We start from the raw sequence: 12,764 nt of genomic DNA, 5'->3' as shown, positions 1-12,764 counted from the left end.
GCGACATCAGTTGTCGTGGTACACGTAGAGGAGGTTCGGATACGGGATGTACGCGACGCGTTCGAGCCCGCCGCTGCCGACTTCCTTCTTCAGGTGGACGCCGTTCGACCCTTCGACCACGTCGTGAATGTTCTTGATTTCGGTGCCGTCACTCAGCTCAGCTGTCATGTGTGACATTAAATATCATACGCGCTCCGGTCGTAAAGCACCCCGGGCTGTGGGTGGTCGACGACAGCAGTGGCTGAGAGTATCCCGGATTACGCATGGCTCGCTGACGTTAGCGGTTGGAAACGGAGTCCATGGCTTAGGAGCCGAGCTGGATCTTCTCAGAGGACGCCTCGCGGGAGCGGTGGCCGAGATCGGCTTTCAGCGCCTCAATGGCTTCCTCCGGGTCGGTCTCCGAATCGAAGACCCGGTCGAAACCGAGCGCTTTGAACGTCTCACGCGTCTCCTCGAAGGAGTCCTGCCCGACAGCGAGGTTGCCGCCGATGTACGTCGTCACGTCCAGCCCAGCCTCGGTGATCTGCTGCTGGAACCCCTGGCAGTCCTGCTCGGCGTGGCCGTACAGCGACGAGACAAGTATTGCTTCGGCGTCGTGTTCATCCGCGGCGTCGATGAACTCCGACTGGGACGACTGGACACCGAGGTTGACTACGTCGAACCCGGCCGCTTCGAAGGCTCGCTCCAGAATGGTAATCCCAACGACGTGCGCGTCGGAGCCGATGACACCGAGGATGACTGTCCTCATACATGACCACCGATGGGTGTCAACTACATAAACCTAATGATAAACCATTATAGATAGTGCGGATGACTCACACACCAAGGAGAGGATATTAGCCATGATAGCCCAAACAAACCGATAGACACAGCACCCATGGTACGCGACACGCCTCAGCATCTGTCCAAGTCGCCGAGACACGTATGACGACTATCCGCCGAGCCTTCGACGCCGATGCCGACGGCATCCGCCGGGTCGCACGGGCAGCGTGGCACGATGCCTACGACTCGCTGGATTCCGATGTCATCGACGAGACGATATCCGACTGGTACGCCGACCCGCTGGGTAGCGCGCTCCATGGATGGGCCGGCGGCGTCTCCGCTAACGACCTCGACGATATCGAGGCGACGCTGCTGGTCGCCGAGCAGGACGGGGAAATCATCGGCTTCACGCAGGGCATCACCATGCACACGATGGGAACGATGTTACGGCTCTACGTCCACCCGGACTACCACGGCGAGGGTGTCGGGACGGCGCTGTACGATAGACTCGAGGATATCTTTCTCGAACACGGCGTCGAGCAGTTCCGGGCGCTGGACCTGGCGTCGAACGACCGGAGCCGGGCGTTCTTCGAGAACCTCGGCTTCGAGCAGACCAACACGCGCACGCTCACTATCGGTGGTGATCCATACGACGAGGCCGTGTACTCCCGCGAGCTATCGCCCGACGAAGACGGTGAGTAGCGTCAGCGAAGGCTGTCGCCTCAGATACCGCGGACCGTCTCGATGAGCCCTACGGATTCCAGCGCCATCCAGCAGACGAACACCACGTACAGGCCAAGCAGCGTGTACGCTTCGCGGTCCGAGAGTTCGAGGTCCGTCCGGGTGAATATGATGAACACCAGCGTCGCGAATCCGAGAAAGCCCATCGTCGGAATCGCCACGAGGAAGTCGATGGTCGCTTGCCCCGCCAGGAGGACGCCGACGGGAATCGCCACGAGCAGATTGAACGTGTTGCTGCCCAAGACATTCGTCAGGCTGGTGACGCTGTCGTCGTTTTTCGCGGCGCGGACGCTGACGAACGCGTCGGGGAGGCTCGTGCCGGCGGCGATGACGGTCAACCCCCAGAGGAACGTCGGGGTGTCGAAGATAACGCCCAGCGAGAGCGCGCCCTGCACCATCGCCTCGACGCCGATGGTGATGATGACCAGGCCGACCCCCAGCATCCCCCACTCCCGGCCCGGCCGGACGCTGTTAGTTTCGTCCGCGACGTGCTCGCTGGCATCCTGCTGATGCAAGAAGACGTAGATCCCGTAGGCTACGAGCGGAATGGACGCGAGCGTCGGGGTCAGGATAGCCGCCCGATTGGTCCCACCCGGAACGTACGTCGCCCCGAGGGCGAATACAATAAACAGGATGAGGACGCTGATGACGTAGAACTGGGCGTCTTTGTGGACGATGTCACGCGTCGATCGGAGCTCCTCGCTTGCGAGCGCTGCGAGGGCCGGAATCACGAGCAGATTGAATATCGCGCTCCCGACGATGGCACCGACACCCAGCGAGAACTCGTCGTGGACGACGGTGCTGATAACGACCGAACTAATCTCCGGAAAGCTCGACCCGACGGCGACGACGATTGCCCCGTGGACCGCCACCGGCAATCCGTAGTACTTGCTCAATCGCTCCGCGGCCCGCTCGAAGTACGCGCTCCCTCTCCAGATGACAGCGGTTGCGACGACGATGAGAGCAACCGAACCGAGCAAGCCAACCATTGGGACCGTATTGACCGCATGGGTTCAAGGGTGTATGCCACTGACGGTCAGCGTTGGAGACGCGCGACCGTCTCGCCGTCGCTTTCTTCGACATCGACTAAGCCGTCGCTGGCAAGGTCATCCAGGAGGCCGCGGAGCCACTCGCGTCCGTACTCCCCGTCAGGCGCGTAGTCGACGCGCACACGCGGGCCGAGGTCGTCCAGGTGCAGTTCGTCGTACTCCTTGAGCGCCGAGATGACGCGCCCGCGCATTTGGCGGCGGCTCCCCTCGAACTCAGGCTGGGTCGGCACGTCCGGCGCGGTGAAATCGCCCGTCTCGTAGGCGGAACACCACTCGCGCCAGGGGCACTGCGCGCCGTCGCAGTCCGGCGTCTTCTCGCAGGCGACACCGCCCAGTTCCATGATGGCGTTGTTCCAGACCCGCGACCGGCCCTCGGGCATGAGGACGCTCGCGGCCGTCTCGAAGGCGGAATCGTCGTCGGGCACATCGAAGGCTCGGTACAGGACGCGCTTGACGTTCGTATCGACGACGGCGTCCCCGTTGTTGAACGCGAAAGAGGCGACGGCATTGGCGGTGTAAGGCCCGACGCCCATCAGGTCGCTGAGGCCATCCGGGTCCCGGGGCCACTCGCCGCCGTAGTCCTGTACGATCTGCCCCGCGGCCTCGTGGAGGTACTTCGCCCGGTTGTTGTACCCCAGCGAGTGACTGGTCCAGAAACCCACCACATCAGCGCGGTCGGCCTCGGCCAGCACCGCCGCACTCGGCCAGCGGTCCAGAAAGTCCTCCCAAGCGTCGACGACGCGGTCGAGCTGGGTCTGCTGGCTCATCACCTCGGAAACAAGAATCTCGTAGGGGTCTGTCGTCTCCCGCCACGGGTACGAGCGGTGGTCCGCCTCGTACCACTCCACGAGCGCGTCCTGGACAGCCGACGGGTCCGCGGGCACGGCTCCCGGACGGTCTGTCGCTGCCGACTGGTCGGTCATACCCTCGCTTGGCTCTGTCCTGATTTGTGCGTGGCGGTCGGTGCCGCTCATACTGTCGGCTGTACGTCTGGAGAGGTTTTCGGCACCCCGGAGTGGCAAATATACTGCAGGGTACGGCAAGCGATATCAGTCGTCGACTTCGGACCGTCCCCACTCGAACTCGGTTCCGTACCAGTCCGGTTCGTCCTCGCTGAACACGTCCGCAAACACGAACATCGCGCCGTCGGGGTAGGTCGTATCGATGTACAGCCGCCAGCCGTGGGCTTCCGCGATGGTCTTGACGATAGAGAGGCCGAGCCCGGTCCCGTCCTCGCTCGTCGTGTGGCCGTACTCGAAAATGTTGTCGACCGCGTCGGTCGGTATCCCCGGGCCGTCGTCGGCGACGTAGAAGCCGTGTTCCGTCAGCCCGACCGTAACCGTCACGTCCGGGCCGACGTGGTCGATGGCGTTGCGAAACAGGTTTTCGAGGGCTCGCAAGAGCCGCGTCCGGTTGGCGTCGATGGTTCGGCTGCCCGCGGTTTCGATGGTGGCGCTTTTGTTGTCGATGTTGTCCCACGCATCGGTGACGACGGACTCCAACGGAACCGGAGCCGTCTCCTCGACGCTTGCGCCCTTTCTCGTCAGCGTCAACACGTCGTCGATTATCGACTCGATACGGTCGTGTGCGTCTTCGAGTTTCTCGATGTGGGGCTGGAGGTCGGCTGGATCAGTCTCCGGGTCCGACAGCCGCGTCGCAAGCAGTTCGACGTGTCCCCGAGCGACTGTGAGCGGGTTTCGGAGGTCGTGGCTCAACGTCGATGCGAACTCGTCCAGCCGCTCGTTCTGGCGTTCGAGTTCGCGGCTCGACCGCTCGGCTTCTTCACGAGCCGCCTGTGCCTGCCGGATCTGACTCCGGAGCGTGTCCCGCATATTTTTGAAGGCGTCGTACAGCCTCCCGATCTCGTCCTGCCGAGTCGTCGAGATAGCAACGCCGAGGTCACCCTGTTCCATGGACTGCGTTCGGTTACGGAGCTGTCTCAAGGGTCGAACCGTATGCCGTCCGAAAAGGTACCCGGCGACGCCCAGCGAGACGACTGCGGTCCCGATGACAGCGAGGAAGCCCCAGCGGACGAGCCGACTCGTTCCGTACAGTGACTCTCGCGTCGCACTCGTCGTGACCACCCACGACGTACCGTTGACGGGCGTGTACGTCTCGACATGGCCTCCCGTTTCGATAGTCGTCGTTTGGCCCGCTGTTGCGGCCCGGAGACCGTCTTGGCTGACGGGTGCGGATCCGTCCTGACCGCCGATAAGCGGGTCCCCGTCCCCAGTGAGCAGTTGCGTCTCGAACCCATCGCGGCCGTCGTGAAACTGCTCGGTCGGGACCCTCGAAACGAGAACCAGAGCCCCACTGCCATCGGAGACGGGAGTCACGAACGCCATCGAGTGGCCGTTACCGTCCGCGTATGCTGTCGAGCGGACCACTGTCTCAGTACTGGTGGTCCCGTTCATCGTCGCCAGTACGGGGGACTCCCACGCGGATTCGACCGCCCGCGGTGAGCGGCCTTCCGTGTTCGTCCCAGTACTCGCGATGACTATCTGAGAGTCGTCGATGGTAGAGACGTAGTGGAGCGAACGAATCTGGGACGACTCTGCCGTGGTAAGGTACTGTCTGATATCTGCGGGTGTCCCGGTGTCGTACACCCTTGCGGCTGCGATAGCAATAGTCTCCGTCTCCGTGGTCGTCCGCCACTGCTCGATACTGTCGGCGCGATGCGTGGCCGACACTTCGAGGTCCGTCGCCGCGTCGCTGACGACCCGTTCCTGTATCTGCAGGTAGCTGCCGAAGCCGACGGCTGCGAGTACGACGACGATCACTGCCAGCGCGACAGCGAACTTCACCGCGTAGTTTCGCGCGTACACGTCCGGGAGGGCTGCGTGAAGTCGCTCTATCAGCCCGTCGGGCTGGCTGGATGCTGCTGTCTTGTCCCCACCACCTGTCATTATCTAATCTGAATCCGTCAGTAGTTAACCGCTACCTGTCATTATGTTTAGCCCATGATATAATTTATCATATGTTATAATGGTCGACACAGCGTTTCGGGAAACGGCCCAGACGAGTCGTAAGGGGTTTCCTCGCCCTCATCGTCTCTTTTGTTATGACCCTCGACGATCTACAGGATGACATCGAAGCGGCGTACGGCGACTTCGACGACGAGTTCGAACTCTCGATTGACCGCGAGACGCGCAACGAACTCGCGATGCTGTCAGTCGCATTCGACCCGGACGACCCGGACGAACTCGTCAGGCGCGCGGTACATATGCTGTTTCAGTCGACCGTCGACCGCGGGACGCTGGATTTCCACCTCCGGTCGAGTTACGATTGTACGTACGACGAGTACCTCTCGGGAATGACCTTCGACCAGATGACCGGGAATGACTTCCCCCAGCAACAGGACAAAGACGACCGACGCTACCAGTTTTAAACGAAGAGTCCAAGCGCCAGCACCGTTGCGACGCCCAGGACCACTGAACTCCAGAACGCGACGCGCGTGGCGAAGGCCCGGTTCGGTCCCGGGGCAGTCAACGCTGCTTTGACCATGATACTGGCAGCCGTCGCGGCGAGGATAGCGAGCATCGCTGTCGGCCCATCGATAGCGCCGCCGCGGTACAGCAACACGGCCGAGGTCGTTGCCCCGGCGCTTGAGACCAGTCCGCTGAGCGCCGACGTGATGTAGAGGCCCGCCGTTCCGAACTGCGTTTCCGCGAACCCGCCGGCAACCACGACTAGCAGGAACACGCCGCCAAAGGCAAGTGCGTTCTGCAGAGAGAACGGGCTTTCAAGTCCCATATCAACTGTCTCAGACCAGTCGGCGGTGTACGCAGCGACGGCGACGCTACCGATAATAACGGCCCCCAACGGAATAACTGCCTCGACCAGAACGCCACGCTCGATAGTGAAAAACACAGTAATGAGGAGATTCCGAAGCGCCATCGCGGCATCGGCCAACAGAATCGCAGCTACCGCGTACGAGGTCGCGTCCGGCTGCTGTCGGACATGGTCGAGCATCGTGCCAACGACCGCTGTCGACGACGCCAGGCCGCCGAAAAAACCGGTGACCGCGATGCCACGGCCGCCGTAAGTCTGGACGATGGCGTAGTTGACGATGCCGATGCCGGCGACGAACACCACCATCAGCCAGATGACCCGCAACTCCACGGCGATGTCCAGCAGTCCGCCGGGAATCTCGACCGGTTCTGATGGGAGTAAGGGGTAGATGACGAAAGCGAGGATGGCGAACTCCGTCGCCGAGCGCAGTTCCTCGCGGGAGAGCCCCCACGCCAAGGAGTGGAGTTCCCGCTTGAGTACCAGCAGCAGCGACGAGAAGACGGCGACCGAGACGCCTTCGAGGATGAACCCCTGTGCGACCAGCGCCCCGACGCCGTAGGCGACGAGCATCGAGACAGACGTGGTCAGTGACAGCCCATCGTCTTCCGCATCGCCGAGAAGCCCCTGCACTGCGAGCAAAATCCCTTGTACGATGACCAGCACGCCGCCGACGACGAGCAGTGCCTGGTTCTCGACCAGCGTGAACACCGCAGCAAGCAGGCTAATCAGTGCGAACGTCCGAATACCGGCCGACTTCTGTGACCACTCCCGCTCCAGTCCCAGGAACATCCCGAGCGCTCCCGCGAGCAGTATGCGAAAGACGGTCGCCTGAATCGGCTCCGGGGACAGCTGCAGGAGGATTGGCACAGCTGTGATAGGGCAGGCCCGGGCTAAAGTGATAGGGTGGCAGGACGCATCGGCTCACGAGCCTGGGGCTTCCGGTGAGACGACGGCCTCGGCATAAGTGGCGCTACGGCACCCTCAGAGGTCGACGTACTGGTCTTCCCACTCGCGGCGAGCGTCGATCTCACGACGCCCGCGACGCGTGAGCGTATAGAAGTTGGTCCGGCGGTCGCGCTGGCCCTTCTCGACCAGTCCCTTGTCGACCAGGGTGTCGAGGTTCGGGTACAGGCGACCGTGATGGATCTCCTTCTCGTAGTACGCTTCGAGCTCCTCCTTGATAGCTAAGCCGTGGGGCTCCTCCCTGCCAGCGATCACGTAGAGAAGATCACGCTGGAATCCTGTCAAGTCGTGCATCGATTTTCCTATGTAATGATTTAGTATCTATACTGTTAAATATATCGGCCCAGAGAACTTGATGTGATTTCGGTAGTCCAGAGTGTCGAATTTTCTGTATTTGGGCCCTCAGTCATCGTTTTGCTCATATAGTAAATACAGTCAGTAGATCATCATTCTTCGGAAACTGATGGCAGTAGTATTATTTGTCACTGTAGGACACAGAGAGGACGGTAGAAACAGTCCTGTTCGAAAGCGAACGGGGACTCGACCCCAGCGCCGTCGCCACATCTCCCAGAACGATGGTCGATTGTCTGGGAGACGTATCTGATATCGCGCTCAGCGCAGGGGTTCGGAGGCCATGTCGCACCGCTATCGCGGGTGGAGTTCGAGGGGAACACCGAGTACGAGAGCCCGAAGGCGACAGCGAGCGCAGTATCGGAGTCGAACCGGAGTGCCCCAAGAACGCGACAAACACAGAGTGGTCTATCGAGTACGTCGTATCGGCCAACAGTTCCTTTTCCGATGTACAGCAATCACTGGTATCAGGTCGTTAGCAGCGAAGTAAGTGGAAAGCGGTCGCGAAAAACGCGACCGCTTGCCGCCCTGAATTGGTCCCCGCTGACGCTTCGGCCCTCCAAGCGAAGCGTCACTTGGTCGAATGGGGCAGAATAACTTAAAAGTACCGGCCCCGTCCAGCAGATGTTAGTTATCGAATTAAAAGCGAATGTAAGCTGTAACTAATCTATATATGTTCCTCCTCAAGCACCCATCCAAGCGCCCGCTTGTAGTGGGTGAGCATCATACGGACTCGCTCGTGGTTCATCTCCTCGTCGTCTAGCTGTTCCGCAAGGAACTCGTACTGCTCGCGGACCTCGTCTTCCGAGCGCATACGTTGGCGTAGACAACCCTCACGGAACAATCTTGAGGGCTGGCCTCTCAGCATCACGTATGAAAGTCCGCGGGGAGCGCGAGTGCCAGGACTGTGGCACGCGCTGGCGGTACTACGAGACGGGGAGCATCGCCTGTCCGGACTGTGGGAGCATCCACAGTGTCGGCATCGACGAACACACCGAACACACCGACACACCGGCCACGCTCGATCTGACGCCTGTCCGGAGCCGAATCGACGCGGATACGACGCGGGAGATCGCTGACGCAACCGCCGAGCGCTGCCGAGAGTACACGCGCAAGCGGGGATTCATCGACGCGGGCGAACTTCGCCCGCTCGACCCGACGTTCGTCGCCGCGGTCGAACTCCAGCACGTCGGCGCACACCTCGCCCGGGAGCTGCGCAGCGCCGACCCGGCGGAGCGGTACTTCTACGAACTGCTTGGCGGGGCTGACGACGGCGACCGACCGGCCGTCGATGAAGTCCCGTCGGAGCTTCGCGTACCGTACGGCCTGGCGATGGCGGCCGCCGTCGGCAGCTATCAGCGGGACGTACGGACGTATCTGGACGACAATCCGGACCCGACTGCGCGACAGCTCTCCGGGCGGATTCGCGACCATCGGAAGCGCGTTGAGGCGCTGGACGGCGATGTCGACCCCGCGGACGCGAACCGCCTCGTCCACACGGCGCGAGACCTGGGCTCGTACATCACCGGCGACGAAAGCGCCTTCGTCAGAGCCGAGAACTGGCTCGCCGGAATCGAGGACGACGCCGTCTGAGTGGTCACCGGAGTCGCCGAACCAACGTCTCGTCCAGACAGTTCTCGGGGACCGACTCTCGCCACCGCACGGTCTCGATTCCCTCGCCGTCGAGTCCGGGGTCCGACGCGAGCGTCGTCGAGGCAGGCGTACCGCGGTAGGTCCCGAAAAAGAACGTCGCCTCGCGCCCGCCGTCGGTCACGGTGACCTCGGTGACAGCGGCCAGTTCGTCGACGGTGATGTTCACACCTGTCTCCTCGCACACTTCGCGGCGCACGGCTTCCCGGCGGTTCTCACTGCCTTCGACGCCGCCGCCCGGAAGCTTCCAGATGTCGTCTTCGTAGACGAACAGTATCCGGTCTGCCGGATCGGTGACGAGCGCACCGACCGCCCAGTGGAGCCCGCGGTCGGCCCGAGCGCGAACGCCGTCTACGCCCGCCGCGTCAGTCTCTCGAGTCACTCGACGGGTGAGCAGGTCGCGGTCTGCAAAGTCCGCTAGCGTCGGCATTCAAGGGAGGTCGACGTCGATGTCGTGTTGCAGGCCCGTCGCTTTCACCGTATTGTACAGCAACATCGCGCGGGTCATCGGACCGACGCCGCCGGGGACCGGCGTGATTGCGCCGGCGACCTCTTTCGCGCTCTCGTACTCGACGTCGCCGACGAGCTCGTACCCCTTCTCGGTGTCGGCGTCGACGCGGTTGATGCCCACGTCGATGACCGTCGCACCTTCCTGAATCATCTCGCCGTCGATCATCTCCGGGACGCCGGCCGCAGCGACCAGGATGTCGGCGTTGCGCGTCCGCTCGGCGAGATTCTCGGTGCGGGAGTGACACACCGTCGTCGTCGCGTTGCCGCCCGGTGCCTTCTGGATGAGCAGGTTCGCCATCGGCTTGCCCACGATGTCCGACCGGCCGACGACGACGGCGTCCTTGCCCTCAGTGTTCACACCGGCGCTCTCGATGAGCTTCTGGATGCCGTGGGGTGTACAGGGCTTGTAACGAGCGTCCCCGGCCACGAGCCGACCGACATTTTCCGGGTGAAACCCGTCGACGTCCTTCATCGGGTCGATGGCTCGCAGGACCGATCTGTCCTCGACGTGGTCGGGGACCGGCATCTGGACCAGAATACCGTTGACATCCTCGTCGGCGTTGAGGTCCTCGATGGTGTCGTACAGTTCGGCGGCGTCCGCGTCGGGGTCGATGTCGATGTCGATGGCCTCGATACCGACCTCCTCGCAGTCGTCCTGTTTCATCGAGACGTACGTCTCGCTGGCCGGGTCCTCGGACATCAGCACCGTCGCCAGCGACGGGCGCTGGCCGGCGTCGACAAGGCGGTCGATGGATGCAACCAGATCGTCCCTGATCGACTGGGCGACGGCGTTGCCGTCGATGATCTCTGTCATTACCTACACCGGCGAAGCGGGGCGGTATGAACGTCCCGGATTTCGGTCAGCCGCGACAGGCTGACGCGCTCCCGCTCAGGGACAGTCCGACTCAGTGACCGACTGGCGCTCTGATCCTTGCTGGATAGCCCGTGTCCCGCCGCCCGGAACGGCCACGGTCATCGCCCGCCCGCCGTAGCCGTGAGTCTGGTCGTGGCCCCGGACCACGACGCAGCCCAGGTCGTCGGGAACCGGGATCGTCTCTGACCGGGTGAACGGGGCCGTCGAGTGGGCGTGCAGGAGGTCCCGGCGGCCGAGCCGGTCGCCGCTGGGCGTCTCGACCTGCCACCAGTTCGCATAGCCGTCCTCGCCGTCGTCATCGTGATAGAGCGTTACGTCGAAGCGGTAGTCGCCGCCCTCGTCACTGATCTCGACGCCGACGACGTTGGCCTCTCGGAGGTCCAGTTCTGCTTCGGCGGCTGTCCCTGTTCCGCCAGCAGTCGCCCGCTCTTCCGTCGCTGTCGCGGTGGTAATCTCCGTCTGTGCCGTCGGCTCACTCGCATCGCCATTGCTCCGTTCGGTGTCCTCGGCCGTCTCGACCTCGAACTGCGTACAGCCGGCGAGCGTCGGGAGGGAGATACTTACGGTAAAGAGCATCTGTCGCCGGCTTATGCGTGGCATGCCGGACATGTCGGCTGGGAATAATAAAAATGGATGTGAAAACGAGCGCTCGCGTCCCGCAGTCAGCGCCTCAGTCGTACAGCGTGTACTCGTCGGTCAGTTCGTCCACGCGGTCGCTGACTTCTGCGACAACATCGTCGTCGTGGGGGGCGTCGACGACCTCGTAGATGAGGTCGGCGACCTCGCGGCAGGCGTCCTCGTCGAAGCCGCGGGTGGTGAGCCCGGGCGTACCGGCGCGGATGCCCGAGGGGTTGAACGCCGAGCGTGTCTCACCGGGGACGGTGTTGGCGTTGAGGACGATCCCGGCTTCCTCCAGTGCTTCCTCGACTTCCTTGCCGGTTGTGTCGGGATGCGACGGTCGGAGGTCGATGAGCACGAGGTGGTTGTCCGTGCCGTCGGAGACCAGGTCCAGGCCATGTTCCTTGAGTCGGTCACCGAGGGCGACGGCATTGTCGACAGTCTGCTCGGCGTACTGCTCGAACTCGGGGGCCAGCGCCTCGCCGAAGCCGACGGCCTTGCCGGCGACGTTGTGCATCAGCGGGCCGCCCTGCGAGCCGGGGAAGACGGCAGCGTCGATGTCGTCGGCGTATTCCTCGTCACACATGATGATGCCACCGCGGCCGGCGCGGATGGTCTTGTGCGTCGAGCCAGTGACGAAGTCGGCGACGCCGACCGGCGATTCGTGGACGCCGGCGGCAACGAGCCCGGTGATGTGGGCGATATCCGCGAGATGGTAGGCGTCGACCGCATCGGCGGCTTCCTGGATCCGCTCGAAGTCGACCTCTCGGGGGTACGCGGAGTAGCCCGAAACGATGATGTCCGGCTCGAACTCCTCTGCGTGATCGTGGAGCCCCTCGTAATCGACGTAGCCGGTTTCCTCGTCGATCTTGTACTGTTCGACTTCGTACACCTGACCGGCGAAATTCGCCGGGTGGCCGTGTGAGAGGTGGCCGCCGTGAGTCAGGTCGAGCGAGAGGATCTTGTCGCCGGGTTCGAGGACGCCGAGATAGACGCCCATGTTGGCCTGTGAACCGGAGTGCGGCTGGACGTTGACGTGGTCCGCGCCCCACAGCTCCTTCGCGCGGTCAATAGCAAGCTCCTCGACATCGTCAGCGTACTCGCAGCCGCCGTAGTAGCGTTCACCGGGGTAGCCCTCGGCGTACTTGTTCGTCAGTTCGGAGCTCTGTGCCTCCATCACAGCCTCGCTGACGTGGTTTTCGCTGGCGATCATCGCCAGCGTGTCGTTCTGCCGGCCTCGTTCGCCCTCCAGAGCGTCCGCGACTGCCGGGTCCGCTTCCCGGACGGTTTCGTAGCTCATGTATCCGAGTCAGTACCGATACGACAATAATCTACCCTTTGCCCCACGCATGTATGGTGTTATTACTCCCCATTCGATGCCGCGGGTATGGTAGGCGGTGACGACGTACTGACAACCATACGTATATATCAGATGACGTTCCACATATCCACAC

General features: G+C 62.7%; 15 protein-coding genes. 3 read left to right on the top strand and 12 right to left on the bottom strand.

All coding sequences use genetic code 11. The features are described 5' to 3' along the window. Positions 1–6: 6 nt before the first annotated feature. Together C444_RS22330 and glmS are read right to left on the bottom strand one after the other, a co-directional pair. Positions 7–177 (bottom strand): hypothetical protein, encoded by a 171-nt coding sequence (locus tag C444_RS22330; RefSeq protein WP_004518074.1) that lies wholly within the window; start codon positions 175–177, stop codon positions 7–9. 127 nt (positions 178–304) lie between these two features. Beyond that, positions 305–748, bottom strand: a complete 444-nt coding sequence (glmS, locus tag C444_RS09910) for a methylaspartate mutase subunit S (RefSeq protein WP_004592634.1) — start codon at positions 746–748, stop codon at positions 305–307. 176 nt (positions 749–924) lie between these two features. Here glmS and C444_RS09905 point away from each other — a divergent pair, with 176 nt between their 5' ends. Continuing rightward, a complete protein-coding gene (locus tag C444_RS09905) occupies positions 925–1,464 on the top strand; it encodes a GNAT family N-acetyltransferase (protein WP_004592633.1) in 540 nt (179 codons plus the stop codon). Between the two features lie 20 nt (positions 1,465–1,484). Here C444_RS09905 and C444_RS09900 read toward each other — a convergent pair whose 3' ends face one another. The 3 genes from C444_RS09900 to C444_RS09890 form a co-directional block, all read right to left on the bottom strand. Further along, positions 1,485–2,492: a sodium:calcium antiporter gene (locus tag C444_RS09900; protein WP_004592632.1), complete on the bottom strand. Its 1,008-nt coding sequence runs from the start codon at positions 2,490–2,492 to the stop codon at positions 1,485–1,487. Positions 2,493–2,539: 47 nt separating this feature from the next. Then, complete coding sequence (locus C444_RS09895) at positions 2,540–3,475, bottom strand: HhH-GPD family protein (protein ID WP_004592631.1); 936 nt, start codon at positions 3,473–3,475, stop codon at positions 2,540–2,542. A gap of 126 nt (positions 3,476–3,601) precedes the next feature. Continuing rightward, complete coding sequence (locus tag C444_RS09890; protein WP_004592630.1) at positions 3,602–5,458, bottom strand: sensor histidine kinase; 1,857 nt, start codon at positions 5,456–5,458, stop codon at positions 3,602–3,604. Positions 5,459–5,613: 155 nt separating this feature from the next. On the opposite strand from C444_RS09890, the gene C444_RS09885 reads away from it, so the two are divergent. Further along, positions 5,614–5,940: a hypothetical protein gene (locus C444_RS09885; protein ID WP_004592629.1), complete on the top strand. Its 327-nt coding sequence runs from the start codon at positions 5,614–5,616 to the stop codon at positions 5,938–5,940. Here the strand turns inward: C444_RS09885 and C444_RS09880 are convergent. The 3 genes from C444_RS09880 to C444_RS22325 form a co-directional block, all read right to left on the bottom strand. Further along, entirely contained in the window at positions 5,937–7,211 is a 1,275-nt protein-coding gene (locus tag C444_RS09880) for an MgtC/SapB family protein (protein ID WP_004592628.1), read from the bottom strand. The two genes, C444_RS09885 and C444_RS09880, sit on opposite strands and share 4 nt — an antisense overlap. Before the next feature lie 114 nt (positions 7,212–7,325). Beyond that, positions 7,326–7,601, bottom strand: a complete 276-nt coding sequence (locus C444_RS09875; RefSeq protein ID WP_004518082.1) for a PadR family transcriptional regulator — start codon at positions 7,599–7,601, stop codon at positions 7,326–7,328. A 724-nt stretch (positions 7,602–8,325) separates the two neighbouring features. After that, positions 8,326–8,472 carry a hypothetical protein gene (locus tag C444_RS22325; RefSeq protein ID WP_004592627.1) on the bottom strand — a complete coding sequence of 49 codons (147 nt, stop codon included), beginning with the start codon at positions 8,470–8,472 and terminating at the stop codon, positions 8,326–8,328. Between the two features lie 59 nt (positions 8,473–8,531). Here C444_RS22325 and C444_RS09870 point away from each other — a divergent pair, with 59 nt between their 5' ends. After that, positions 8,532–9,251 (top strand): DUF7117 family protein, encoded by a 720-nt coding sequence (locus C444_RS09870; RefSeq protein WP_004592626.1) that lies wholly within the window; start codon positions 8,532–8,534, stop codon positions 9,249–9,251. Between the two features lie 4 nt (positions 9,252–9,255). Here the strand turns inward: C444_RS09870 and C444_RS09865 are convergent, their stop codons facing one another. The 4 genes from C444_RS09865 to glyA all read right to left on the bottom strand — a co-directional run bounded on the left by C444_RS09865 (position 9,256) and on the right by glyA (position 12,610). Then, positions 9,256–9,738 (bottom strand): NUDIX hydrolase, encoded by a 483-nt coding sequence (locus tag C444_RS09865; RefSeq protein WP_004592625.1) that lies wholly within the window; start codon positions 9,736–9,738, stop codon positions 9,256–9,258. Beyond that, a complete protein-coding gene (locus tag C444_RS09860; RefSeq protein ID WP_004592624.1) occupies positions 9,739–10,632 on the bottom strand; it encodes a bifunctional methylenetetrahydrofolate dehydrogenase/methenyltetrahydrofolate cyclohydrolase in 894 nt (297 codons plus the stop codon). Positions 10,633–10,707: 75 nt separating this feature from the next. Then, a complete protein-coding gene (locus tag C444_RS09855; protein ID WP_049909393.1) occupies positions 10,708–11,292 on the bottom strand; it encodes a hypothetical protein in 585 nt (194 codons plus the stop codon). Between the two features lie 70 nt (positions 11,293–11,362). Then, a complete protein-coding gene (gene glyA, locus C444_RS09850; protein WP_004592622.1) occupies positions 11,363–12,610 on the bottom strand; it encodes a serine hydroxymethyltransferase in 1,248 nt (415 codons plus the stop codon). Between the last annotated feature and the right edge of the window lie 154 nt (positions 12,611–12,764).

It is taken from the genome of Haloarcula japonica DSM 6131 (genome assembly GCF_000336635.1).
Classification (GTDB): domain Archaea; phylum Halobacteriota; class Halobacteria; order Halobacteriales; family Haloarculaceae; genus Haloarcula; species Haloarcula japonica.
The sequence above is the reverse complement of the archived record's forward strand: the minus strand, read 5'-3'. Positions and strand labels throughout refer to the sequence as shown.

Excerpts from the sequence above, each read along its gene's own strand:
- C444_RS22330 (WP_004518074.1), bottom strand. The coding sequence starts at position 177 with ATGTCACACATGACAGCTGAGCTGAGTGACGGCACCGAAATCAAGAAC.
- glmS (WP_004592634.1), bottom strand. The coding sequence starts at position 748 with ATGAGGACAGTCATCCTCGGTGTCATCGGCTCCGACGCGCACGTCGTT.
- C444_RS09905 (WP_004592633.1), top strand. The coding sequence starts at position 925 with ATGACGACTATCCGCCGAGCCTTCGACGCCGATGCCGACGGCATCCGC.
- C444_RS09900 (WP_004592632.1), bottom strand. The coding sequence starts at position 2,492 with ATGGTTGGCTTGCTCGGTTCGGTTGCTCTCATCGTCGTCGCAACCGCT.
- C444_RS09895 (WP_004592631.1), bottom strand. The coding sequence starts at position 3,475 with ATGACCGACCAGTCGGCAGCGACAGACCGTCCGGGAGCCGTGCCCGCG.
- C444_RS09890 (WP_004592630.1), bottom strand. The coding sequence starts at position 5,458 with ATGACAGGTGGTGGGGACAAGACAGCAGCATCCAGCCAGCCCGACGGG.
- C444_RS09885 (WP_004592629.1), top strand. The coding sequence starts at position 5,614 with ATGACCCTCGACGATCTACAGGATGACATCGAAGCGGCGTACGGCGAC.
- C444_RS09875 (WP_004518082.1), bottom strand. The coding sequence starts at position 7,601 with ATGCACGACTTGACAGGATTCCAGCGTGATCTTCTCTACGTGATCGCT.
- C444_RS22325 (WP_004592627.1), bottom strand. The coding sequence starts at position 8,472 with ATGCGCTCGGAAGACGAGGTCCGCGAGCAGTACGAGTTCCTTGCGGAA.
- C444_RS09870 (WP_004592626.1), top strand. The coding sequence starts at position 8,532 with ATGAAAGTCCGCGGGGAGCGCGAGTGCCAGGACTGTGGCACGCGCTGG.
- C444_RS09865 (WP_004592625.1), bottom strand. The coding sequence starts at position 9,738 with ATGCCGACGCTAGCGGACTTTGCAGACCGCGACCTGCTCACCCGTCGA.
- C444_RS09860 (WP_004592624.1), bottom strand. The coding sequence starts at position 10,632 with ATGACAGAGATCATCGACGGCAACGCCGTCGCCCAGTCGATCAGGGAC.
- C444_RS09855 (WP_049909393.1), bottom strand. The coding sequence starts at position 11,292 with ATGCCACGCATAAGCCGGCGACAGATGCTCTTTACCGTAAGTATCTCC.
- glyA (WP_004592622.1), bottom strand. The coding sequence starts at position 12,610 with ATGAGCTACGAAACCGTCCGGGAAGCGGACCCGGCAGTCGCGGACGCT.